The 25547-nt window shown below is 71.9% G+C and carries 15 protein-coding genes; 8 read left to right on the top strand and 7 right to left on the bottom strand.

Translation table 11 applies throughout. The features are described 5' to 3' along the window. Positions 1-86: 86 nt before the first annotated feature. Both JS521_RS07085 and JS521_RS07080 read right to left on the bottom strand, forming a co-directional pair. Complete coding sequence (locus JS521_RS07085) at positions 87-587, bottom strand: MarR family winged helix-turn-helix transcriptional regulator (RefSeq protein WP_205081868.1); 501 nt, start codon at positions 585-587, stop codon at positions 87-89. A gap of 109 nt (positions 588-696) precedes the next feature. Next, the gene (locus JS521_RS07080; protein WP_205081867.1) at positions 697-1275 is read right to left on the bottom strand and encodes a fasciclin domain-containing protein; all 579 of its coding nucleotides are present in this window, start codon (positions 1273-1275) and stop codon (positions 697-699) included. Between the two features lie 201 nt (positions 1276-1476). On the opposite strand from JS521_RS07080, the gene JS521_RS07075 reads away from it, so the two are divergent. After that, positions 1477-2319 (top strand): DUF1206 domain-containing protein, encoded by an 843-nt coding sequence (locus tag JS521_RS07075; protein ID WP_205081866.1) that lies wholly within the window; start codon positions 1477-1479, stop codon positions 2317-2319. Here JS521_RS07075 and JS521_RS07070 read toward each other — a convergent pair. Next, positions 2304-2846: a DUF4383 domain-containing protein gene (locus tag JS521_RS07070; RefSeq protein ID WP_205081865.1), complete on the bottom strand. Its 543-nt coding sequence runs from the start codon at positions 2844-2846 to the stop codon at positions 2304-2306. The genes JS521_RS07075 and JS521_RS07070 overlap by 16 nt on opposite strands. A 133-nt stretch (positions 2847-2979) precedes the next feature. Here JS521_RS07070 and JS521_RS07065 point away from each other — a divergent pair, with 133 nt between their 5' ends. Next, positions 2980-3945, top strand: coding sequence for a MerR family transcriptional regulator (locus JS521_RS07065; protein WP_205081864.1), 966 nt, complete (start codon positions 2980-2982; stop codon positions 3943-3945). Positions 3946-4058: 113 nt separating this feature from the next. On the opposite strand, the gene JS521_RS07060 is transcribed toward JS521_RS07065, so the two are convergent. Next, entirely contained in the window at positions 4059-5276 is a 1218-nt protein-coding gene (locus tag JS521_RS07060) for a cysteine desulfurase-like protein (protein WP_205081863.1), read from the bottom strand. Between the two features lie 570 nt (positions 5277-5846). Here JS521_RS07060 and JS521_RS07055 point away from each other — a divergent pair. From JS521_RS07055 to JS521_RS07030, 6 genes are all read left to right on the top strand, one after another. Further along, entirely contained in the window at positions 5847-6788 is a 942-nt protein-coding gene (locus JS521_RS07055; protein WP_205081862.1) for a sterol desaturase family protein, read from the top strand. A 74-nt stretch (positions 6789-6862) separates the two neighbouring features. Continuing rightward, the gene (locus JS521_RS07050) at positions 6863-16285 is read left to right on the top strand and encodes a non-ribosomal peptide synthetase/type I polyketide synthase (protein ID WP_205081861.1); all 9423 of its coding nucleotides are present in this window, start codon (positions 6863-6865) and stop codon (positions 16283-16285) included. Then, a complete protein-coding gene (locus JS521_RS07045) occupies positions 16275-17957 on the top strand; it encodes a phytoene desaturase family protein (RefSeq protein WP_205081860.1) in 1683 nt (560 codons plus the stop codon). Before JS521_RS07050 ends, JS521_RS07045 begins: the two co-directional genes overlap by 11 nt. Continuing rightward, positions 17954-19675, top strand: coding sequence for a phytoene desaturase family protein (locus JS521_RS07040; protein WP_205081859.1), 1722 nt, complete (start codon positions 17954-17956; stop codon positions 19673-19675). Before JS521_RS07045 ends, JS521_RS07040 begins: the two co-directional genes overlap by 4 nt. Before the next feature lie 16 nt (positions 19676-19691). Then, a complete protein-coding gene (locus JS521_RS07035; protein ID WP_205081858.1) occupies positions 19692-20747 on the top strand; it encodes an MDR family NADP-dependent oxidoreductase in 1056 nt (351 codons plus the stop codon). A gap of 43 nt (positions 20748-20790) precedes the next feature. Continuing rightward, positions 20791-21981 (top strand): cytochrome P450, encoded by a 1191-nt coding sequence (locus JS521_RS07030; RefSeq protein ID WP_205081876.1) that lies wholly within the window; start codon positions 20791-20793, stop codon positions 21979-21981. Here JS521_RS07030 and JS521_RS07025 read toward each other — a convergent pair. The 3 genes from JS521_RS07025 to JS521_RS07015 all read right to left on the bottom strand — a co-directional run bounded on the left by JS521_RS07025 (position 21971) and on the right by JS521_RS07015 (position 25544). After that, positions 21971-22678: an alpha/beta hydrolase gene (locus JS521_RS07025; RefSeq protein WP_239486894.1), complete on the bottom strand. Its 708-nt coding sequence runs from the start codon at positions 22676-22678 to the stop codon at positions 21971-21973. The genes JS521_RS07030 and JS521_RS07025 overlap by 11 nt on opposite strands. Positions 22679-23151: 473 nt before the next feature. Beyond that, positions 23152-24198, bottom strand: a complete 1047-nt coding sequence (locus tag JS521_RS07020) for a glycoside hydrolase family protein (protein ID WP_205081857.1) — start codon at positions 24196-24198, stop codon at positions 23152-23154. A 65-nt stretch (positions 24199-24263) separates the two neighbouring features. Further along, on the bottom strand, positions 24264-25544 hold the full coding sequence (locus tag JS521_RS07015; protein WP_205081856.1) for a TRAP transporter large permease subunit: 1281 nt from the start codon (positions 25542-25544) through the stop codon (positions 24264-24266). Positions 25545-25547: the final 3 nt, after the last annotated feature.

Here is a 25547-nt window from a genome sequence, read left to right as displayed (position 1 = left end):
TATTACGGGACCGCTTCCCGGGAGATCCGTACGGGGGTGGTTTCCGCGGCCCGTCCCCTCATGGACGCACCGGGCCGGGCGGAAACTCAGCGACGCGCCGGGGGAACCTCGGCCAGCTCCTCGTTCATCGCCGCGAGGAAGCGCAGCACGGTCGTCAGTTCGCCCTCGCTGAAGCGGGCCCTGGCCCGTGCCGTGGCCTCGGCCAGCGGCATGAAGTAGTCACGGGCGACCGTGCGGGCGCTCGCCTCGTAGTACACGTGCACCACTCGGCGGTCGGCGCTCTCCCGCGCCCGGCGGATGTGCCCGGCCCGCTCCAGCCGGTCCAGGCAGGCTGTCACCGCACCTGAGGTGAGACCCAGATGCTCCCGCAGCGCCCCGGGCGTCAGGGGTTCCGGGGCGTCCAGGATGGCCCCGAGCGCACTCACGTCCGTGGGGTGCAGTTGCTGGTTCACCGCGAAGCCGTGGCTCATCCGGTTGATCTCGCCGTTCATCCTCCGCAGCTCGACCGCGAACGCCTGGAGGTCGGCGAGGGGGGGCCCGGAATCCGAGCCCCCGCTCCGGGTCGATCGGTCCTCCGCGCTGGTCACGCCTTCAGCGTATAGAACCCCCGCCGACGTGCTACGCCCGGACCGTCACGCGGTCCGGGCGCGGGTTTCGCGGCGCGCGGGATGCTCCATCACGCTCGTCACGACCTCCTTATGACGGCGGCATCAGCACCGTGTCGACCAGGTTGACCGTGGCGTTGGCCGTCGGCACATCGCCGCAGACGATCTTCGAGGAGTCGTTCACCGTGAACGCGGTGCCGGAGCCCTTCGTGGTGAGGTCGCTCCCCTCCAGCGTCTTGAAGGTGCCGTCCTCCATCTGCTGCGTCGTGACCTTTTCGCCCACCACGTGGTACGTCAGAACCTTGGTGAGCTGGTCCTTGTCGTTCAGGAGCGCCTCCAGGTCAGCCTGCGGGATCTTCTCGAACGCGGCGTTGGTCGGCGCGAACACCGTGATGTTCTCCGCGTTGTTGAGGGTGTCGACCAGGCCGGCCTTCGTCACCGCGTCGACGAGGGTGGAGAGTTCGGGGTTGTTGGACGCGGCGGTGGCGACCGGGTCCTTGGCCATGCCCTCCAGGCTGCCCGCGCCCTCCTTCGGCACGGAGGCGCAGGCGGGGCCGTACGGATCGGCGGGGGCCGCGGCCTGCGCCTGTGGAGCGAAGAACGCCAGAGAGGCGGGAAAGGCGATAGCGGCGGCGGCCGCCGCGGTGCGCTGCAGACGGGTGATCGTCATGGTGTCTCCTCGGCGAGCGAGGGGGCTTCACTGTCGCCCCCACGGGTCTTCTCCGTCCTCCCCACGCTGACGCGCGACCGCCCGAGCCGCCTGCCGCGTCGGTTCTGCGTCGAAACCGACCCTCGGGCGTCACCGGATCGCCCCGGCATCAATTCAAGACCTTCACGGCATTGATTGGGTGGACGGGGGCAACTGGGTGACATGAATAGCCGTTCAGTATCAGCGCAGGGACGTGGCCAGGCACGGCGTGCCGCGAACAGCAACGCCATGGAGATGGCGGGCCGCGCCGGATTCGTCGCCCGCGGAGTCATCTACGTTCTCGTGGGCTTCCTCGCCCTGCGGATCGCGTTCCCCGGAGGCGGTGGGAAACAGGCCGACCGGGGCGGCGCGGTCGCGGAGATAGCCGAGAAGCCCTTCGGGACGGTTCTGCTGTGGGTGCTGGGCCTTGCGGTGGCGGGCATGGCGCTCTGGCGCCTGTCCGAGGCGCTTTTCGGCGGGGCAGGACCCGACGAGCACAAGCCCGGCAAGCGGGCCATGGCAGGGGGGCGTGCCGTCTTCTACGCCTTTGTCGCCTACTCCGTGCTGTCCTTCGCCGCCGGTTCCTCCGGCAGCGGTGGCGGCTCGTCCGACCAGCAGTCGCAGGACATCACCGCCAAGGCGCTCGGCTGGCCGGGCGGTCAGTGGATCGTCGGGATCGGCGGCGCGGTGGTGGCGGGCGCGGGCCTCTGGATCGCGGTTCGGGCCCTCATGCGCAAGTACCACAAGCACCTGAAGCTGTCGGAGATGTCCCGCCGGGTCCGCAAGGCCGTGGATATCACTGGTGTGTTCGGCGGAGCGGCGCGCGGCAGCGTCTTCGCCGCGGCGGGGGCGTTCGCCATTGCCGCAGCCATCAATCACGATCCCGACAAGACCAAGGGGATGGACGACACCCTGCGCTCCTTCGCCGACACTCCGGTCGGCCCGTGGTTGCTGGTGCTGGTCGCCCTCGGCCTGGTCGCCTTCGGCGTGTTCTCCTGGTTCAACGCCCGCTACCGCAAGGTCTGAGCGGATCCGTCCCGCAGCGGGCCACCCGCCGCCGCCCTGCTCCGGGCGGCGGCTTCGCGCTCTGCCTGCTCGGGGTGGCGGCGACGCCAGTACGGGTTGTCGTGCGGCAGGCCGCCGGTCACCCGCCCGTACATGCCGAACGTGAGGATCAGCAGCCCCATCACAAAGCTGAAGACGACGTTCGACATGCTGAAGTCCAGGATGTTCGCGGACCGGTCCAGGATGAACAGGTGGATGAAGCCGCTGAGCAGGAAGAGCGAGCCGACGGTCATGTTCACCGTGGACGCGACATTGCCGCCCACCGCCGCCCCGGCGATCAGCACCGCACCGACGAGCAGCGAGATCAGACTGAGGAGCCCGTTCGAGGTGAGTCCGGCGACCTGGCTGCCGTCGGTGTCGAAGAAGCTCAGCTGATCGGCGAAGCCGAGAGACCCGAAGACCATCAGGATCACCCCGCAGAGGCCCGCGCCGATCCGGTACACCGATGCCAGGCGGTGATCGGTGGGCAACTCGTCGCTCAGTTTCATGACCGTCTCCTGTTCCTCGCGCCGCATGGCCGGGTGTGGTCCGTGATCAGCCGGGTGTGGTCCGTGATCAACAGAGAACCGCCCGCGGATGGACCAGGCAACATGCGTCGCTTTTGCGTCGTATGGTGGATTTATGGACCCGACAGGCGACCTGCTCCTGGAAGCCCCGGCAGACGGAGGCCTGACCACCGGTGCGGTGGCCCGCCTCCTGGGCGTCGCACCGACGACGCTGCGCTCGTGGGACCGCCGCTACGGCATCGGCCCGGCCGCGCGGGAGGACGGCCGGCACCGCCGCTGGTCCGGGGCGGACATCGCCGCCCTGCGGAACATGTGTGCCCTGACGAGCGCCGGCCTGCCCCCGGCGGAGGCCGCTCGCACCGTCCTGGCCGGAACGTCCCGCGCCGGAACGTCCGACGCTCCGGCCGGGCCCCGGTCCGGGCAGGTTTCCCGGGCCCCCGGGCCGCTTCCGGTCGGCAGGGCGCGCCAGGAGTGCCGCGGCCTCGCCCGGGCGGCGGTCCGGCTGGACGCCCCGGCCATGGACGAGCTGCTCACGGCGGTGCTCGACCGGTACGGACTCCCGGTCGCCTGGGACGAGGTGATGATGCCGGCGCTGCACGCGGTGGGGCACAAGTGGGAGACGGCGGGGGAGCGGTACATCGAGGTCGAGCACCTGTTGTCGTGGCATGTCTCCGGCGCACTCCGCGGCGTGGCCGACCGGCCGCCCGCCCCCGGCGCGGGCCTCGCCCTGCTGGCCTGCGCGCCCGGCGAAACCCATACGCTGGCCTTGGAGGCACTCGCCGCGACCCTCGCCCAACAAGCCCTGCCCGTCCGCATGTTCGGCGCTGCCGTGCCCGCCGGGGCGCTGGAGGACGCGGTACGGCGGACCGGCCCCGCCGCAGTGGTGCTCTGGGCGCAGTCGCGCGGCACGGCGAGCCGCTCGCTCGTGGACCGGCTGGACGCGATCGAGTGGGGCGTACGGGGTGCGCGCAGGCGTTCCGTCGTCTGCGTCGCCGGACCCGGCTGGGCCGGACGGCAGTTGCCGGGAGCCCGGCACCTGACCGGGCTGGCCCACGCGGTGGACGTCCTGGCCACGCTCTAGGCTGCCGGCCGCTTCAGGCCCCGCCTCCCCGGGCGTCTCCCGCCTTACCGGGCGTCTGCTGTCTCCCTCGTCTCCCCGGGGGTCTCCCGTCCCGACTCCCGCAGCGCGCCCCGTCAGCGCAGGAAGTCCGCCAGGCCCGTCAGGAGCCGCTCCACGTCGTCCGCGTCGTTGTACGCGGACAGCCCGACGCGCAGGCCGCCGCTCTCGCCGAGCCCGAGATGCCGGGAGGCCTCCAGGGCGTAGAAGGACCCGGCGGGCGCGTGCACCCCGGAGCGGGCGAGGGCGCGGTAGGCGTCCGCCGCGTCCCGGCCCTCGAAGGTGAGCAGCAGGGTGGGGGTGCGCTTGGCGGCCCGCGAACGCACGGTCACCCCGCCCAGTTCGCGTACCCCCCTCTCGACTGACTCCCGCAGAGCGCTCTCGTGGGCGTCGATCGCCGCGTACGCCGACAGCAGCCGCTCGCGGCGCCCGCCGCGCCCGTCCGCCGCGTCCGTGTCGGAACCCAGGCCCGCGATGAAGTCCACCGCCGCACGGGTGCCCGCCATCGACTCGTAGGGCAGCGTGCCGAGTTCGAAGCGCTCCGGTACGGCGTCGGTGGACGGCGCCAGCTTGTCCGGGCGGAGGGTGTCCAGTAGTTCCGGCCGGGCGGCGAGCACACCGTGGTGGGGGCCGAAGAACTTGTACGGGGAGCAGACGAAGAAGTCCGCCCCGAGCCGCTCCAGGTCGACCGTGTGGTGCGCGGTGAGATGGACCCCGTCCACGTACAGCAGCGCGCCGGCCCGGTGGGCGAGAGCCGCGATGGCCGGGATGTCGGGCCGGGTGCCGATCAGGTTGGAGGCGCCGGTCACCGCGACCAGCCGGGTCCGCCCGCTGATGTGTGCGCCGACCGCCTCCGGGGACAGCTCACCGGTCGCCGGATCGAAGTCGGCCCACCGCACTACCGCCCCCGCCCGTTCGGCAGCCTGCACCCACGGGCGGATGTTGGCATCGTGGTCCAGCCGGCTGACCACCACCTCGTCCTCAGGGCTCCAGGTCCCGGCCAGGGTGCGCGCGAAGTCGTAGGTGAGCTGGGTGGCGCTCCGGCCGAACACGATCCCGCCCGGGTCCGCGCCCAGCAGGTCCGCCATCGCCTGGCGGAATCCGTGGACGATCTCCTCCGCGTTCACCTCCCCGGGCAGGGCGGCGCCCCGGATCGACAGGGGCCGGCTCATCGCCTCACCGATCGCCGCCGCGACGGAGGCCGGGGTCTGTGTGCCGCCCGGACCGTCGAAATGCGCCGTACCGGACCGCAGGGCGGGGAACTGCGCGCGCACCGCGCCGACGTCGTACGACAAGGGGACTCCTCGATTCACTGCCGGGCTGCCGGGCTGCTGGACTGCCTGATCTCGCCGTGATCATCGCAGGGTGGTGTCCGCCGGCGGAAGGAGCCCGGGGTTCGCCCACCGTGCACGCGCTGGTGAGGAGCACGCGGCGACGCCGTTCGCGCGCGGGCGCACGGCTCCTCGATTCGACGCACGCCCGAGCGCGAGAATTCCCCTCCGGCGCATCGTCATGCGCCGTCCCGCGGCATCGCGATGATCCTACGAAGTAGTTTCTCGGAAACATGGCCTCGTTCGGTTGTGCGATCTTTTTTCGCGTCGCTTATCGTCGATAAAGATGCCGGTGAATTTCCGTGAGCGAGCGTGATTAAAGCCGCAGGATCGGGAAATAGATGACGTGGGCTGATGGGGTCGGGGGCATCGGTTCACGCCACGGCCGAATTCCATCGGAGCCGGGTGTCTGAAAGACGTCAGCGCGGGGCCGAGGTCGCCCCAGGGTTCACCGAGACTCCCATAGCTGCTCCAGCCTGCGCCGATGCGGAAAAGTTTGGTCACTCCCGTTGCGTTCCCTTGTGGGGGTCACATATGGACGAGCGCGAGCGCGCCGCCGATGGCGAAATTCATTCGGCCGACTATTCGGTTTCCGGGAAGGGGGCGGCCGGTAATTCGGCTTCCCGTATTCTCCGTGCCGTCGCCTACCCCGTTCTCCTCCTCGCTGTCGTGTGCGTCGCGGCGTTCGCATTGAGCCTGCGATGGGATCCGGCGTGGGTCAGCCCGCTTTTCCTGATCGGCGTCATCGCCTATCTGGCTCTCCTGGAGCGGCTGATTCCGTACGACCGGAACTGGCATCCCGGAAAGGACGAATGGCGCTGGTACGGCATCTGGTTCCTGCTCACCATGGCCGGAAGCGGACTGGCGCAACTGCTGGTCGCGCTGGCCGTCGGCCTGATCTCGCCCGAGGAGCCGGCCCGCCACCTCGGGGCCGAGATCCCGGGCGCCCTCCTCGCCGGGTCGCTGGTGAGTTACCTGGTGCACCGGTTGGGCCACCGGAACGCCCTGCTCTGGCGACTCCACGGGGTGCACCACGTGCCGGAGAAGGTCAACGTCGCCAACAACGGGGTCAACCACGTGCTGGACATCGTGCTGGCGCAGAGCCTCGTCCAGCTGACCCTGGCCCTCGTCGGCTTCTCCCGTCCCGCCGTGCTGGTGGCCGGACTCTTCGTCGCCGCACAGGGCTACTTCGTCCACGCCAACATCGACGTCCGGATCGGCCCGCTCAACCATCTGCTGGCCAGCCCCGAGCAGCACCGGCTGCACCACAGCACCGATCTGTCCGAAGCCGGCCACTACGGCTCCGACCTGTCGTGCTGGGACCACCTCTTCGGCAGCTTCACCTGGCGTCCCGGCCGCGAACCCGCCGCCGTCGGTCTCCACGATCCCGCCTCCTTCCCCGGCACCGGCGAGATCCTCGCGGCCCTCCTGCACCCCTGGCGACGCAGACCCGCACCGGCCCCCGACCCGGAGTGACCGCCGCCCCCACCACGCGCTTCACCACGACTTACGGCACCACGACTTACGGCACCACGACTTGAGGAGTTCCCATGGCCGACGCGAACAGCCGGGAGTTACGGAACAAGGTGGCGATCATCGGGATGGGCTGCCGCCTGCCCGGCGGCGCCTCGGACCACCGCTCGTTCTGGCGGAACCTGGTGGCGGGCAAGGACTGCATCACGCCCACCCCGCCCGACCGGTACGACGTCCGTACGCTCGGCAGCCGGTTCCGCGACAAACCCGGGCGCCTCGTCGGCGGCCGCGGCGGATACATCGACGGCTTCGACGAGTTCGACCCCGCGTTCTTCGGCATCAGCCCGCGCGAGGCCGACCACATGGACCCGCAGCAGCGAAAGCTCCTCGAAGTGGCCTGGGAGGCCCTGGAGGACGGTGGCCAGAGGCCCGCCGACCTCGCCGGCGGCAACGTCGCCGTCTACGTCGGCGCGTTCACCCTGGACTACAAGATCCTGCAATTCGCCGACCTGGGCTTCACCTCTCTGGCCGCCCACACCGCGACCGGGACCATGATGACGATGGTGTCGAACCGGATCTCGTACTGCTTCGACTTCCGCGGCCCGAGCCTGTCCGTCGACACCGCGTGCAGCTCCTCCCTGGTCGCCGTCCACCTGGCCTGCCAGGCGTTGCACCACGGGGAGACCGACCTCGCGTTGGCCGGCGGCACCCTGCTGCACATGGCCCCGCAGTACACCATCGCGGAGACGAAGGGCGGGTTCCTGTCGCCCGGGGGCCGCTCCCGTACCTTCGACGCCGCCGCCGACGGTTACGTACGGGCCGAAGGCGTCGGCCTGGTCGCGCTGAAGCGGCTGGACGACGCCGTACGGGACGGGGACCGGATCCACGCGGTGATCCTGGGCAGCGGCGTCAACCAGGACGGCCACACCAACGGCATCACCGTGCCCAACCCCGACGCGCAGGTCGACCTCATCCGCCGGGTCTGCGCCGAGGCGGGCATCACCCCCGGCGACCTCCAGTACATGGAGGCGCACGGCACCTCGACACCGGTCGGCGACCCGATCGAGGCGAACGCCCTGGCCCGCGCGCTCGCCACCGGACGGGCCCCGGGCGCCCGCGCCTACGTCGGCTCGGTCAAGACGAACATCGGCCACACCGAATCCGCCGCTGGGATCGCCGGGCTGATCAAGACCGTCCTGAGCATCGAACACCGCACGATCCCGCCCCACATCAACCTGGAGAACCTCAACCCCGCCATCGACCCGGCGACCCTGCCCTACGAGATCCCCACCCGGCCCACCGGCAGGCCCGCCCACGAAGGGCCCGCCCGCGCCGGGGTCAACTCCTTCGGCTTCGGCGGCACCAACGCCCATGTCGTCCTGGAGGAGGCCCCGCCGCCGGTTCCACCGGACCCTGGGAGCGTCGCATCCGCCGGGCGGCGCTGGAGCATCCTGCCGCTCAGCGCCCGCCGCCCGGACGCCCTGACGGAGATGGCGGCCGGGATCCGGGCCGAACTGGCGGGCGACAACGGCCCGGCCGTGGCCCTCGACGACCTCGGCCACACCCTGGCCCACCGCCGCCAGCACCTCCCCGAACGGCTGGCCGTCGTCCACACCTCCCGCGCCTCCCTCGACGAGGCCCTCGCCGCCCACGAGCGCGGCGAGCCCCACCCCCGGGTCGTCCACGGCCGGGCCCGCGACGCCGCCGACCGGGGGCTGGTCTGGGTCTTCACCGGCATGGGCCCCCAGTGGTGGGGCATGGGCCGCCAACTCCTCGAAGAGGAAGCGGTCTTCCGGGACGCCGTCACCGCGTGCGACCGTGCGATGCGGGAGTTCGCCGACTGGTCCCTCGTCGAGGAACTGACCGCCGAGGAATCCGTCTCCCGGATGACGGAGACCTGGCTGGCCCAGCCCGCGAACTTCGCCGTACAGGTCGGCCTGGCCGCCCTGTGGCGGTCCCACGGCGTGCGGCCCGACGCCGTGGTCGGACACAGCACCGGGGAGATCGCCGCCTTCCACACGGCGGGCGTCTACTCCCTGCGGGACGCGGCCAGGATCGTCGTGCACCGCAGCCGCCTCCAGCAGACCCTGGCCGGTACGGGCACCATGCTCGCCGTCAGCCTGTCCGAGGACGAGGCGGAGCGCCGGGTGCGGCCCTACCGCGACCGGGTCTCCATCGCCGCCGTCAACAGCCCCACCGCGATCACCCTGGCCGGGGACGAGGCGGCTCTGGCCCTGCTGGCCGAGGAGCTGCGGGCCGAGCAGCAGTTCGCGAAGTTCCTCACCGTCGAAGTTCCGTACCACAGCGTCGGGATGGAGCGCGTCAAGGACGAACTGCTGGCGGAGCTGGCCCCGTTGCGGCCACGGCCCACCCAGGTGCCGCTGTATCTCACCGGCGTCGAGGGCACCGCCCGGGGCGAGGAACTCGACGCCGCCTACTGGTGGAAGAACGTCCGCGACCGGGTGCGCTTCCGGTCGGCGATCGACCGCATCGCCGACGACGGCCACCGCCTCTTCCTGGAGATCGGCCCGCACCCGGTCCTCGGCCACGCGATCCGCGAATGCCTCGACGCGGGCGGCAGGTCCGCACTCACCCTGGCCTCGATCCGCCGCCGGGAGGACGAGACCGAGCGCTTCGCCGCCTCCCTCGGTACGCTCCACACCCTCGGCGTCCCCGTCGACTGGGACCTGCTCCAGCCCACCGGCCGGCCCGTCACCCTGCCCCGCCACCCCTTCCGGCGCGACCGCCACTGGACCGAGCCCCGGCCGGTCGCCCAGGTCCGGCTGGGCCACCGGGACCACCCGCTCCTCGGCCGCCGTACCGACGCCACCGCACCCACCTGGCTGGCCCGTCTGGGCACCGAGGACCTGCCCTACCTCGCCGACCACCGCATCCAGGACACCGTGGTCCTCCCCGCCGCCGGCTACCTGGAGATGGCCGCCCAGGCCGTCCTGCGGCTCACCGGCTCCACCACCGCCGTCCTCGCCGACATCGACCTGCGCAAGGCGCTCTTCCTGCCCGACGGCGAGGACCGGACCGTGGAGGTGTCGTTCTCCCCGGAGAACGCCGCCTTCACCATCGCCTCCCCGACCGGGGACGACGGTGAGCGGACCGTCCACGCGAGCGGAACCGTCCGCACCGGACAGCGCCGCCGCACCACCCCGCCGCTCGACGCCTCCGCGATCCGGGCCCGGTCCCAGCGCCACCTCGAAGGACCCGACTGCTACACCGCGCTGGCCGCCCTCGGCTACCACTACGGCCCCGCCTTCCAGGCCCTGGAGGAGGTCTGGATCGGCGCCGGAGAGGTCCTCGCCCGGATCCGCCCGCCCCGGGCGATCGGCGACGACGCCGCCGGGCACCACCTCCACCCCGTCCTGCTCGACGCCTGCTTCCAGACGCTCCTGACCCCGCTGATCCCGCCGACTCCGCCGGCCCCCGAAGACCCCGTCCCGGCCACCGGGATCAGGCTGCCGCTCTCCCTGGACGAGGTCGCCCTCGAACCCATCGGCGACCAGCCGTTCTGGGCCCACGCCACCCTGCTCCCCGCCGACGCGGACACCACCCTCGGGAACATCGCCCTGTACGCCGACGACGGCACACCCCTCGGCCGCATTGAGGGCTTCCGGGCCGCCGACGTCGAGAAGGCGGCCACCGCCGTCGCCCGCACCACGATCGACTCCTGGCTCGCCGAACCCGTCTGGACCGACTGCCCGCCGCTGCCGGCCGAGGACACCGGAGCCCCGCCGCAGGACGTGAGCTGGCTGCTCCTCGCCGACGCCACAGGCATCGCGGAGGCCTTCGCCGCCCTGGCCGAGGCCCGTGGCGAACGGTGCCGCCTGGTCCGCCGGGGCGCGGCCCACCCGGCCTCCGCCGACGGCCACTCGTACACGGCCTCCGCCGACGGCCGCACGTACACCGTCGACCCCACCTCCGACGCCGACCTGCGCCGTCTCTTCGCCGACCTCGACCGCGACGGCGGGCCCTTCCGGGGGAACGTCCTGCACCTGTGGAACCTAGACGCCCCCGCCCTCGCCGCATGCGACCGGAGCACCCTCCACGCCCACACCGGCGCGGGCGCGTACTCCCTGATCGCCCTCGCCCGGCTGCTCACCGCCCGGGGCGAGGCCGGCCGCCTGCACATCGTCACCCGAGGCACCCAGCCCGCCCTGCCCGGCGAAGGGACCGAACCCCTCGCAGCGCCCGCCTGGGGCATCGGCCGCGTCCTGCGCCACCAGGAACTGACCGAACACCCCGGCAAGCTCATCGACCTCGACCCCCGCAGGCAGCCCGGCCCGGACGGCGACCGCGCCGAGGCGGCGGCGCTCCTGGCCGAGGCGTTGAGCGACGACGAGCAGGAGATCGCCCTGCGCGACGGCCGCCGCCGCACCAGCCGCCTCCGTCCCGCCGAGAGCCTCACCCGGCCCCTGCCACTGCGCCTGCGGGGCGACGGAAGCTACCTGGTCACCGGTGCGTTCGGCGCGCTCGGCCGGCTGCTGTGCCGGACGCTCGTACGGCGCGGGGCCCGCCGGATCGTCCTGGTCGGGCGCACCCCCGTGCCGGCCCGGGAGAAGTGGGCCGGAACCGATCCCGCCACCGCCGAGGGCCGGGCCGTGGCCCTGCTCCGCGAGCTGGAGGCGCTCGGCGCGCAGCCCGTCCCCGCCACCTTCGACATCACCGACGAGGACGGCCTGACCGGCTGGCTCGACGCCCACCGGCAGAGCGGAGCGCCGCCCCTGCGCGGGGTGTTCCACCTGGCCGGCCAGGTCCGCGACACGCTCGTCGCCGACCTCGACCGGGCCGCCTTCGACGCCGTCCACGACCCCAAGACCATCGGCGCCCACCTCCTGCACCGGCACCTGCGGGACGAACCCCTCGAACATTTCGTGCTCTTCGCGTCGATCGCCTCGCTGCTGACCACGGCCGGCCAGACCAACTACGCCGCCGGGAACGCCTTCCTGGACGCCCTCGCCCACCACCGCCGCGCCCAGGGCCTGCCCGCGCTCAGCCTCGACTGGGGCCCCTGGGCCACCGGCATGATCGAGGAACTCGGCCTGGTCGAGCACTACCTGCACAGCCGGGGCATGAGCTCGCTCTCCCCGGACGCGGGCATGGCCGTCCTGGAACGCGTCATCGGACAGGACCACGCGCAGCTCGTCGTGGCCACCGTCGTCGACTGGCCCGTCTTCCTCGCCTGGTACCCGTCACCGCCGCCGCTGGTCGCCGACCTCGCGTCCGCCGCCGCGCCGCCCACGGACACCGCCTCCGGCCACGGGTTCCTCGACACCTTCCGCGCCGCCGGGGAGGAGGCCCGGCGCACGCTGGTCGCCGAGCGGTTCGCCGCGCTCGCCGCCACCGTGCTCCGCACCGGAACGGACCGCGTCGACGCCACCACGGGCCTCGGCGAACTCGGGCTCGACTCCCTCCTCGCCATGGAGCTGCGCGCCCGTATCCACGCCGAACTCGGCGTCGCCCTGCCCGTCGTCGCCCTGCTCAGCGGCACCCCGGCCGGGGAACTCGCCGCGCAGCTCCACGACGGGCTCGCCGCCCTGGCCTCGGCGGAGGAGGACGACAGGGCCGCCGACGCGGTCGAACTCCACAGCGATGAGCGGCAGTACCCGCTGACGCAGAACCAGAAGGCGCTCTGGTTCCTCAAGCACCTCAACCCCGACGGCTACGCGTACAACATCGGCGGGGCCGTCGAGGTGAACGTCGCCCTCGAACCGGACCTGATGTTCGAGGCCGTCCGCCGGCTCATCGCCCGCCACCCCGCGCTGCGCACCAACTTCCTCCTGGTGGACGGGCAGGCCGTGCAGCGGGTCTCCGAGGACGCCAGGACCGACCTCGCCCTCTTCGACGTCCAGGGCGAGGACTGGGAGACCGTCCACGCCACGATCGTCCAGGAGTACCGCAAGCCCTACGACCTCGCTCACGACCCCCTGATCCGCTTCCGCCTCTTCAAGCGGGGCCCGGACCGCTGGATCATCATGAAGGCCGTCCACCACATCGTCTCCGACGCCATCTCCACGTTCACCTTCATCGAGGAACTCCTTTCCACCTACGAGGCGTTGCGCCGCAACCGGGAGCCACAGCTCCCGCCGGTCGAGGCCCGCTACCTCGACTTCCTCAACCAGCAGAACGCCTTCCTGGCCGGGCCCGGGGCGACGGGGATGCTCGACTACTGGCGGACCCATCTGCCGGCGGAGGTCCCGCTCCTGGACCTGCCCGTCGACAAGCCGCGCCCGGCGGTGCAGACCCACAACGGGGCCTCGGAGTTCTTCGTCCTCGACGACGCGTTGAGCGCCCGCGTCCACGCCCTGGCCCGCGCGCACGGCGTCACCCCGTTCATGGTGCTGCTGAGCGCGTACTACCTCCTGCTGCACCGCTACTCAGGGCAGGACCACATCGTCGTCGGCTCCCCGGTGACCGGCCGCACCCGGCAGGACTTCGCCTCCGTCTACGGCTACTTCGTCAACCCGCTGCCCCTGCACGCCGACCTGTCCGAGGACCCGACCGTCGCCGAACTGCTGCAACAGGTCCGCCGGACCGTGCTCGGCGGCCTGGACAACCAGGAGTACCCCTTCGTCCTCCTCGTGGAAGAGCTGGGCCTCCAGCACGACCCCAGCCGCTCCGCCGTCTTCCAGGCGATGTTCATCCTCCTCACCCACAAGGTGGCGACCGAGCAGTACGGCTACCGCCTGGACTACATCGAACTGCCGGAGGAAGAAGGGCAGTTCGACATAACCCTGTCCGCCTACGAGGACGAGGCCGAGGGTCGCTTCCACTGCGTGTTCAAGTACAACACCGACCTCTTCCTCCCCGAGACCATGCGCCGGATGGCCGCCCACTACAGCCGCCTCCTCGACGGAATGACCCGCGCGCCGGGCGAACGGCCCGCCTCCCGGCTGGAGATGCTCGGCGACCGGGAACGCGAACGGCTCGTGGAGGAGTGGAGCCGCCCGGCCCTGCCCTTCACCGGCCACCGGGACGACGAGCTGTTCACCCCGGTCCACGCGCTGATCGCCCGCGCCGCCGCCGCGCACCCCTCGGCCGTCGCCGTCGCCACGCCCGCCCCGCACGGCGGGGCGCACCGCCTGACCTACGCCGAACTGGTCCGCCGGGCGGACGACACCGCCGCCCGCCTGCGTACGCTCGGCGTCGGCGAGGGCTCGGTGGTCGTGCTGTGCCTGGAGAAGTCGCCCGAGCTGATCGTCGCCCTCCTCGCCGTCCTCAAGGCCGGCGCCGCCTACCTCCCGCTCCGCCCCGACCAGCCCGCCGACCGGCTCGCCCACCTCGTGACGGCAACCGGCGCGGGCCTCGTCCTCGTCGTGGACGAAGCCGCGCCCGGGCAGACCGGGGCCCTGGCCGTTCCGACGCTCACCCTCACCGCACTCGCCGCCACCGCACCGCAGCCCGACGGCCCGCCGGGCGAAACCGCCCCGGACTCACCCGCGTACATCATCACCACCTCCGGCTCCACCGGACGCCCCAAGGCCGTTCGCGTCAGCCACCGCAACCTCGCCTCCGCATACGAGGCCTGGCGGCAGGAGTACCGGCTGGAGACCGACGTGCGGACGCACCTCCAGATGGCCGAACCGTCCTTCGACGTGTTCACCGGCGACCTGGTACGCGCCCTGTGCTCGGGCGGCACACTCGTCCTGGCCGACCGCGACCTCCTCTTCGACACTCCCCGGCTCTACCGTACGATGCGTCAGGAACGCGTTGATTGCGCCGAGTTCGTGCCCGCCGTCGTGCGCGGCCTGATGGACCACTGCACACGGGAAGGGCTGCGGCTGGACTTCCTGCGGCTCCTGGTGGTCGGCTCGGACGCCTGGAGCGTGGGGGAGTACCGCAGGCTGGCCGAGCTGTGCGGACCCGGCACCCGTCTCGTCAACTCCTACGGCCTCACCGAAGTCACCATCGACAGCGCGTACTTCGAAGGGCCCGTCGACGACCTGGAACCCGGCGCGATGGTCCCGATCGGCCGGCCCCTGCCGGGCAGCGCCCTCCACATCCTCGACGCCCACGGCGAACCCGTCCCGCCCGGCGTGCCCGGTGAACTCTGGATCGGCGGCCACGGCGTCGCCCTCGGCTACGCCGGAGACCCCGGGCAGACCGAGGAGCGCTTCGTGACCCGTACGCTCTCCAGGGCCGCCGACGCCCGCCCCGAACGGCTCTACCGCACCGGCGACATCGCCCGCTGGGACGCGCACGGCCGGGTCCACCTGCTCGGCCGCACCGACGGCCAGGTCAAGCTGCGCGGCCACCGCATCGAGATCGGCGAGATCGAGGCGCAGCTCGCCCGGTGGCCCGCGCTCGCCCGGGCCGTCGTCACCGTACGCACCGACACCGGGGGAGACGCGGCCCTCTGCGCCTACTGCGTACCGGAGGCCGGAGCGGCCCTGGACGTCCGGGCCCTGCGCCGCCACCTGGCCCGCTCCCTGCCCTCGTACATGATCCCGTCCCACTTCACCGAGCTGCCCGCCCTGCCGCTGACCGGCAACGGCAAGCTGGACCCGGCCGCGCTGCCCGCCCCGCGGGCCGAGGCCGGCGACCGGCCGCACGAGGAGCCCGTGACGCTGTACGAGGTCAGCCTCGCCCGGCACTGGAAGACGCTGCTGGGGTGCGAACAGGTGGGATTGGAGGACGACTTTTTCGAGCTCGGCGGCAGTTCGATCAAGTTGATCGAGCTGCTCCACCACCTGCGCACCGAGTTCGGCGTCGGCGTCCCCGTCAGCAGGCTCTACCAGGTCACCACCCTCCACGGCATGGCCGCCACCGTCGAGGACGTCCTGCTCGGGGCGAGCGCCGAAGACCTGCCCTCCCTCACCTTCAACGCCGGACAGAACCCCGCCCTCTTCTGCTTCCCGCCCGCCGGCGGCCACGGGCTCGTCTACCGGGGCCTGGCCGCCCACCTCCCCGACCACACCGTCATCGGCTTCAACTACCTTCCCGGCGACGACAAGATCGCCCGGTACGCCGACCTGATCGAGGCCGACCGGCCCGACGGCCCCTGCCTGCTCCTCGGCTACTCCCTCGGCGGCAACCTCGCCTTCGAGACGGCCAAGGAGCTGGAGCGGCGCGGCCGCCACGTCGCCCACGTCGTCATCCTCGACTCCCGCCGCATACTCACCGCCTACGAACCGGACGCGTCCGGCGTCGCCGCTTTCGAGGCCGAACTCGCCGACCACGTACGCCGACACACCGGATCCGACGCCGTGACCCACGAGACCCTCGCCCACGCCGCCGAATACCTCGCGTTCTGCGGGCGCACCCCCAACACCGGCACCGTCGCCGCGACGGTCACCGTCATCACCGACGAGGAGAAGGCCGCGCTCTACGCCGCCGGGCAGCACGGCACCTGGCACGGCAGCTCCACCGGCACCACCGCCGTCCTGCGCGGCTCCGGCGTCCATGCCGAGATGCTCGACGCCAAACACCTGCTCCGCAACGCCCAGTTGGTGCGCGACACCCTGAGGGGGGAGGCGCCCCATGCCGGATGACGACTCCACCGACTGGACCAGCAGGGAGCGCACCCCGGGAACCCCGCCCCGCGTCATCGTCGTCGGCGCGGGTGTGGCCGGCCTGTCCACCGGCTGCTACGCGCAGATGAGCGGCGCCAGGACCCGCATCTTCGAGAAGCACGTCCTGCCCGGCGGCTGCTGCACCGCCTGGTCGCGCGACGGGTACCTCTTCGACTACTGCATCGAATGGCTCGTCGGCACCGCGCCCGGCAACGACGCCCACCAGGTGTGGAGCGAACTCGGCGCGTTCGACGGCAAGACCGTCACCAACTTCGAGCTGTTCAACAAGGTCGAGGACGAACACGGCCGGTCGGTGACCTTCTACAACGACCCCGACCGCCTGGAGGCCCACCTCCTGGACCTCTCGCCCGTCGACGCCCCGCACATCCGGGCCTTCACCCGGGACCTGCGGCGTTTCATCGACATCGAGCTGTACCCGTTCCTCACCGCGCCCGCCCTGCGGACCGTACGGGAGAGGGCACGGACCCTGCGCACGGTGCTGCCGGCCTTCCGGCTGTTCTGGCGGACGGCCGCCACCCCGATGCACGCCTTCGCCGACCGGTTCCAGGACCCACTGCTGCGCAAGGCGTTCCGCAACATCTTCTTCCAGGACCCCGGCGGCTTTCCGCTGCTGCCGTACCTCTTCAACATGGCCGCCGCCCACCACGGCAACGCGGGCTTCCCGCAGGGCGGTTCGCTCGGCCTCGCCCGCTCGGTCGAGGAGCGCTACCGAAGCCTCGGCGGCACGGTCACCTACCGGGCCCGCACCGAACGGATCCTGGTCGAGAACGACCGGGCGATCGGCATCGAACTCCGCAACGGCAGAAGGTACTTCGCCGAACACGTGGTCTCCGCCTGCGACGGCCACACCACCGTCTACGGACTCCTGGGCGGCCGGTACACCGGACCCCGCATCGACAAGCTCTACACCGACCTCCTCCACCGCCCCGGCACCCTCTTCCCCGCCGTCGTCTCCGCCTTCGTCGGCCTGCGCGGCGACCTCGACCCCGACGAGGCGCACAGCACCACGCACCTCCTCGGCCCGGACGACGCGGCCCACCTCCCCGGCGCACTGCAGGACAGCCTCGTCGTCCAGGCCCGCTCCCGCTACTCCGGCGGCTTCGCCCCACCCGGCTGCTCCGTGCTGCACTGCACCTACTTCAGCGACTACGCCCACTGGAAGGACCTGCGCACCAGGGACCGCAAGGAGTACCGCCGGCGCAAGCGCGACGTCGCCCACTTCGTCCGGGACTTCCTGGAGCGCCGCACCCCCGGCATCGCCGACCGCATCGAGATCGTCGAGGTCGCCACCCCCGCCACGACCCACCGCTACACCGGCAACCTGGGCGGCTCCATCCTCGCCTGGAAGGCGTTCTCCGACGCCGACGACGTCGCCGCCCGCCTGGTCGGCAAGGACCGGATGCGGCTGCCCGGCCTGAGCGGCTTCTCCATGGCCGGGCAGTGGGTCGGCATGGGCGGCCTGATCCGCGCCGCCTCCACCGGCCGCTTCGCCGTCCAGTACCTCTGCCGCGAACTCGGCCTGGAATTCCGGGCCTGGGAGAGCAAGGGCGCCGAACCCTGGCACCCCGGGAAGCTGGGACACCTGCCCCAGCTCGACCGGTGGTCGGCACGCGAGAGCGAGGGCTCATGAGCAGCGGGGAGAACCGGCCGCGCGAGACGATGATCATCATCGGGGCCGGACTCGGCGGCCTCTCCACCGGCTGCTACGCCCAGATGAACGGCTACCGCACCCGCGTCCTGGAGATGCACGAGATCCCCGGCGGCTGCTGCACCGCCTGGGAACGCGGCGGCTTCACCCTGGACGCCTGCGTCAGCTGGCTCCTCGGCAGCGGCCCCGGCAACGAGATGCACCAGATCTGGCTGGAGCTCGGAGCCCTCCAGGGCAAGGAGATCCGCCACTTCGACGTCTTCAACATCGTCCGCGGCACCGATGGCCGGGCCGTCCACTTCTACTCCGACCCGGACCGCCTCGAAGCCCACCTCATCGGCATCTCACCCGCCGACGCCCGCCTCGTACGGAAGTTCTGCGGACAACTGCGCAGCTTCCGCGCGGCGTTGGCCGTCTACCCCTTCCTGAAGCCCGTAGGGCTGATGGGCCGCCGGGAGCGCTGGCGAATGCTCGCCTCGTTCCTGCCGTACTTCAATGCGGTCCGCACCACGATCACCGTCCTGATGACCGACTTCTCGGCGCGGTTCAAGGACCCTCTCCTGCGGGAGGCGTTCAACTTCATCCTGTACGAGAAGCACCCGGCCTTCCCCGTCCTCCCCTTCCACTTCCAGCTCGCCTCGCACGCCAACCTCTCCGCCGGCGTCCCCGAAGGCGGCTCCCTCGGCCTCGCCGAGTCCATCGAGGCCCGCTACCGCCGGCTCGGCGGCGAGGTCGCGTACAACACGAAGGTCGAATCGGTGATCGTCGAGGACGACCGGGCGGTCGGCGTCCGGCTCAGCGACGGCGGCGAACTCCGCGCCGACATCGTCGTATCGGCCTGCGACGGCTACACCACGACCATGAAGTTCCTGAAGGGCGAGTACCTCGGCGAGGACTACCGCAAGCTCTACACCGAGACGATCCACGAACCCGGCATGGTCTTCCCCGGCTACTTCACCCTCTTCCTCGGCCTCTCCCGCCCCTTCCCCGAAGGCGACCCCTGCACGACGTACCTCATCGACGAGGCGATGGCGGCCGAGCTGACCGGCATCCGCCACCCGAGCATCAACGTCCAGTTCCGCAGCCGCCATTACCCCGAACTGTCCCCGGACGGCACCACCGTCGTCTACGCCACCTACTTCTGCGACATCGCCCCCTGGCGCGCCCTGGACGAAGGCCCCGAACAGGTCACCCGCACCCGCGGCGGCCAGGAACTGCACACCCTTCCCGTACGGCACGGGCGCGGCTACTACGCGGCGAAACGGCGGGCCCGCGAGGCGCTCGTCGGCTTCCTGGAACAGCGCCACCCCGGCCTGCGGGACGCGATCGTCGTCCGGGACGTCTCCAGCCCCCTCACCCAGGTCCGCTACACGGGCAACTACGACGGCACGGTCCTCGGCTGGCAGCCCTTCGTCGAGAGCGGCGAGAGGCTCGAAGAGCTGATCAAGAAGCACGGGCCGGGCCTCCCCGGGCTGCGCGACTTCTACCAGTCCGGGGTCTGGGCCACCACCGGCGGCCTCATCCGGGCGGCCGCCGCCGGACGCCACGTCATGCAGTTCGTCTGCCGCGACGACGGCAAGCCCTTCACCGCGTCGCTCGACCTCACCGCACCCCCGCCTACCCACCGGGTGATCCCTGTGCCCGTCCGCCGCACCCGCACCGACGCGGAGGAAGCCATGAAGACGGAGAGAAGGCCATGAAGACGGAGAGGAAGCCATGAGGATCGCGAAGTGGGTGGTCCGCGAGCACGTCGAGGGCGTCCCCGACGTGGACCGCGTCTACGAGAAGGTCGTCGAGAACGTCGACGTCACGCTGGCCCCCGACGAAATGCTCCTGCGCACCCTGTACGTCTCCGTCGACCCCTACCTCCAGGGCATCGCCCTCGACACCCCCATCGGCCGGCACATGGGAGCCGACTCGATCATGGAGGTGGTGGAGGCGGGACCGCGCGCCGCCCACCGCGTCGGCGACCTCGTCCAGGGCTTCGGCGGCTGGCGTACGCATGTGGTCTCCACCGGCGCGGCCGAACTCTGGCAGACCGGCACGTTCCCCATGGTCTTCCCCGCCTACCGCAGGCTCGACCCCCGCTGGTACGACGACGCCCTGCCACTGCCCACCGCCCTCAGCGTGATGGGCGGACCCGGCATGACCGCCTGGGGAACCCTGAGCAAGTACATGACGATCAGTCCCGGCGACACCCTCGTCATCAGCGGGGCCTCCGGTGCGGTGGGCGCCCTCGTCGGCCAGCTCGCCGCGCTGGCGGGGGCCCGGGTGATCGGCACCACCTCGTCCCCGGAGAAGGCGGACTACCTCACCGGGCTCGGCTTCGACGCGGTGATCGTCTACCGCCACGGGGACGGCGCGGACACGGTGCGCGAGGCGCTGGCCCGGGCCGCCCCCGACGGCGTCGACCGGTACTTCGACAACCTCGGCGGCACGGTCACCGACGCGGTCTTCCCCATGCTCAACATCGGCAGCCAGGTGGCGGTGTGCTGGCAGTGGGCCACCCAGGTCGGCAACGAGGACACCGGCCCCCGGCTCCTGCCCTACCTGATGTTCCCGCGCGCCACCGTCCGCGGCATCTTCTCCCTGGAATGGTTCACCGAACGCAACTGGCAGGACCTGCACACCGAGCTGGGCGGCCGGGTCCGGCGCGGCGAGGTCGTCTGCGACCACACCCTGCACCACGGCTTCGACACCATCCCCGCCGCCTACGGCAGCCTCTACGGCGACCGGGCGGCCAACCGCGGCAAAGTTCTCGTCGAGCTCTGACCCCGCAGCGCCGGAAGCGCCCGAACAGCCCCCAGGAGGCATGTTGACCACCAGCGAGCCCACCTGTCCCGCCCCGGTGCCGATGCACCGCCTGCACTTCGAGAAACCCGGGCCGCCCCGTCGCGGCGAACTTCCGGGCGGCACGACCGCCTGGCTGGTCAGCCGGTACGCAGACGTCCGCCAAGTGCTCTCCGACCCCCGGTTCGGCCGGGCCGGGCTGTACGCCGCCGACGCGCCGGCCCTCTCCGACGTCCCGGACCTCGTCAACGACCCCGACCTGATGTTCAACCAGGACGGCCCCGACCATCTGCGGCTGCGCCGCACGCTGCGGCGTGCGTTCACCCCGAGAGCCGTCGCCCGCTGGCGGCCGTGGATCGCCGCGATCGTCGAAGAGCTCCTCGACCGACTCGAGGCGCGACCGCAACCAGCTGACTTCGTAGTGGAGTTCGCCCTCCCGCTGCCGGTGGCGGTGATCAGCCGGCTGATGGGGCTCGACGAGTCCGCGTGGGACCGGCTGCGGCACTGGAGCGAACACGCCTTCTCCGACGGAACCCACGGGGGCGATCAGGTGGCCGCCGCCCGCACGGAGTTCGGCGCGTTCGGAGCGGACCTCCTCGCGGAGCGGCGCCGGGCCCCGGGCGAGGACCTGATCAGCGGCCTCGTCGCGGCGGCCGACGAAGAAGGGGACGTGCCCGAGGCTCAGTTGGTGAGCCTGGTGTGCGGGCTGGTCGCCGGCGGCCACGACAGCACGATGACCATGCTCGGCAACGCGCTGCTCTACCTCCTGGGCGAACGCCGCGAGACCTGGCCCCGCATCGGCGCCGACGAGGAGGCCGCGGGGCGGGTCGCGGACCGGCTCGTCCACCTCGTCCCGCTGGGCGACGACCGGGGCAGCGCCCGCCACGCCGCCACGGACGTCGAGGTCGGCGGGGTCACGATCCCGGCCGACGCGATCGTGCTCGCCGACTGCGGGATGGCCAACCGCGACCCGGAGGTCTTCCCGCCCGCGACCCTCCACGACCTGTTCGTCCCGCTGGAGGCCCCCACGCTCTCCTTCGGAGCCGGCCCCCACTACTGCCTCGGCGCCTGGCTGGCCCGCACCGAACTCCAGCTCGCCCTGCACCGACTGGCCGCCCGCTTCCCGGACCTGCGCCTGGCCGCCCCGATGGACGCCGTCGCCTGGCGGACCGGGACGACTTCCCGCAGCCCGCGGCGGCTCGACGTCAGGTGGTAGCGCCGCTCCGGTGGGTGCCCCCGAGGGCTCGCCGCAGCACCGCGATCTGCTCGGCGGCGGCCCTGCGCGGGAGCGTGAGGCGGGGGAGCGTGCCGTCGAACCCGTGGAACGCGCCGGGCCACAGATGGAACTCCGTCGACACCCCGGCGGCGATCAGCCGGAGCGCATACTGCGCGCACTCGTCACGGAACACCTCCAGCTCCCCGACGTCGACGTACGCGGGCGGGAGCCCCGACAGGTCGGTGGCGCGGGCCGGAGCCGCGTACGGGGAGACGTCGTCACCGCCCGCCGACGGGCCGAGCAACGCGGCCCAGCCGTACAGGTTGTTGGCGCGCGGCCAGGTGACGGCCTCGGTGAACTCCTTGCTGGAATGGGTGGTGTTGCGATCGTCCAGCATCGGGCAGAGCAGCAACTGGAAGGCCAGACGCGGGCCGCCCCGGTCCCGGGCGAGCAGGGCGGTGGCGGCGGCGAGACCGCCGCCCGCGCTGATCCCGCCGACCGCGAGGCGCTCCGGGTCGATCCCGAGCGCCCCGGCCTGCTCCGCCGTCCACCGCAGTGCGCGGTAACAGTCCTCGACGGGCTCGGGGTAGGGGTGCTCGGGCGCGAGCCGGTAGTCCACCGACACCACGGTGCACCCCGCCTCCAGGACGTAACGGGAGGCCCGGGCGTCGTCCGCCTCGGGCGTGCCCAGCACCATGCCGCCGCCGTGGATCCACACCAGGCACGGAAGCGGCCGGGGGTCGGGGCCGCCCCGCCCGGGGGCCCCCCCCCCGCCCCGGGGGGGGGCCCCCCCCCCCGCGCCCCCCGGGGCACCCACCCCGGCCCGGCCCGGGGGGGGGGGGCGGCCGCGCGCGGCCGGTAGACCCTGACCCGTACCGGATCGGGGCCCGGCAGCCGATGATCCCTCACCAGGACCCCTTCGGCGGGCGGCGGGGAGCCGACGTTCGCACGGGCGGCGCGTACGGCGGGCAGCCCCTCGCGGTCCAGCCCGTCGAGGACCGTGGGCGACAGCGGTTCGGCGGCCAGCGCCGCGGCCATCTCGGGGTCCAGACGCGGGTCGTAGGGCATCGGGTGGAGCCTTTCTCCTGGCGGCGGGGGGCGTGCAGGGGCCGGAGTGGCAGGGTTGCGCCGGTCGCCGCCCGCGCACCCCGCCGCACCCCGGCCCCGCCGTCAGCCGCGGGCGACGGCGATCGAGCCTCCGAGCCGCTCACCCGCCTCGTAGACCATGTACGGCACGCCCCGGTCCGTGCCGAAGCTCGGCGCGGCGGCGCGGCCGTTCTCCGGAGCGGCGCTGCCCGAGTCGTAGAACACGCCGAGGTGGTTGCGGCGGGAGAAGTCGTTGCCGACCTCGGTGATCAGGATGTTCCCGCCGTTCTCCTTGCCGGTGTGGTAGACGACGTACGTGCTGCCGCCCCGGGTCAGCAGGTGGCCGCCGCTGATGTTGTTGACGCCGACGTCCGAGTGGCGGATCAGCGGCTGCTGCGCGAAGGTCCAGGTGCGGCCGTCCTTCGACCAACCCCAGCCGACGTCACGGCGGTTGGACTGGTTGTTGACCATGAACAGCATCACGTACCGCGCGTCGCGTGCGGGCAGGTCGTGCCGGAACACCCGTGCGTAGGACGTCTCGGTGGTGCCCGCCGGAAGCATGTCCTTGGTGAGCACGGTCCGGTCGTAGGTGAAGGTGATGCCGTCCTTCGACCGGGCGAGGCGGGTGGTGTGGTTCTCGCCGTGGAAGTAGAGCCACATCTCCTTGACGTCCTCGTTCCACAGGACGTGCGGCGAGGAGACATGGCTGACCTTGTAGTGCGGCTGCCAGTTGTTGGAGACGAGCGGATTCGCCGTGTACTCCGTGAACGGGCCCTCCAGCTTGTCACCGTACGCCAGGCAGATACCGCCGGGCGCGTCGTGCGGCGCGTAGTAGAGGTAGTAGCGGCCGAGTGGGTTCGCCAGTCGGTCGTAGACGCCCCGGATACAGGGGAAGATGATCTCGCCCGTCGGGTTGTACTTCAGCTGAGAAGGCGTCAGCAGGGGCTTCACGTAGTGGTAGTTCGGGAAGCCGCCCGGCGCTGCTGCTGCTGCTGCTGCGCCCGCCCCGGTGCCGGTGGCCATGACGCCGGCGGTGGCCGCCGTGCCCGCCACCGCACCGCGCAGGAAGATCCGGCGGCTCGGCCGGAACACACCGGATGCGGCCGGGGTGTTGTCCTCGTGCTGGGTCATGTCGTTCTCCGTCCCGTAGAGATGAGCGATCCGGAAGAGATGAGAGGTCTCGAAGGGATGACCGATCACAGATAGCTGGCGGCGGTCACGCAGAACCCGCCGAGCGCCACGGCCCAGACGTACGGCAGGGTGCGCAGCATCACCTGCTGCGGTGTCACCCCCGCGTACTGCGCGCTCCACACGGTCTGCGTGCTGGTGGGGTCCGACACCCCGAACACCTGGTTGTACGAGGTGGCCAGGCCGAGCACCGCGACGGCCGGGTAGATGCCGGCGGCGATGAGGACCCCGGCGATGCCCGCGCCGAGGCCGTAGACGTTCAGCGGCCCCCGGTAGAGGCAGAGCGGCACGAGCAGCGTGAAGACCAGGACGAACAGCACCGGGTTCTGCGGGCTGACCGCCTTGACCAGCGGTTCCAGCGACTCCACTGCACCGGGCAGCTTCACCGCGGCGAGCAGGATGCCGATGGCGATGAACAGCACGATCGGGGCCGCCGCGACCTCGAACGAGCCGTACAGTGTGCGCAGCAGACGCTTGTTCATCTCGCGCGGCCGGGTGGTCGTGACCAGCGCGAACAGGACACCGGCCAGCATCGACGGCAGGATCGCCACCTCGAAGCCGAGGGCCAGGACCAGCGGGACGACCGGGGTGAGCAGCGCGTACCACGGTGCGTCGCCCAACTGCTTGCGACGCGAAACGGGCTTGGCCGAGGCTGACTTGAGTGACCAGGCGTGCTCGACGCCCCGCCTGCGCGTCTCGATGAGGACGAACAGGACGGCGGCGGCCAGCGCGAACGGGAACAGCTTGAGCATGAAGCCGCGCACGGTCTCCACGGGCAGCTCCAGCGCGGTGGAGAAGAACTGCCAGATGGGCAGCTCGAAGGGCATGCCGGCGGCGATGCCCATCAGGATCGTCCCGGCGGCGGTGACCTTGGGGATGCCCACGGCGATCATGGCGGGGATGCCGATGATCCCGGCGAGCATCGCCGCGGGGGCCGAGCCGGTGACCGTGCCGACCAGGGTGGAGACGGCGAGGACGCCGAGGGCGACCACCACCGGCCGGTCCCCGCCGAACTCGACGATCTTGCGCACCAGGGTGCCCGCGATACCGGTCTCGTCCAGCAGCTTGCCCAGCCAGGAGCCGAGCAGGATCGCGATCATCGTGGCGGCGAGGGCCGGAGCGCCCGCCTGGATCACCGTGTCCAGCACGCTGTTCTCGCCGGTCAGCGGGGCGCCCGCGACGAACGCGATGACGACGGCCAGGATGACCAGTGCGAAGGCGGTGGGCAGTTTGCGGGTGAGCATCGCGGCGACACCGGCCGCCATGACAAGAAGGATGACGACGCCCATGGC

It is taken from the genome of Streptomyces durocortorensis, assembly GCF_016901035.1.
Taxonomy (GTDB): Bacteria; Actinomycetota; Actinomycetes; order Streptomycetales; family Streptomycetaceae; genus Streptomyces; species Streptomyces durocortorensis.
Note: the sequence above shows the minus strand (reverse complement) of the source record. Positions and strands in the feature narration are given on the sequence as shown.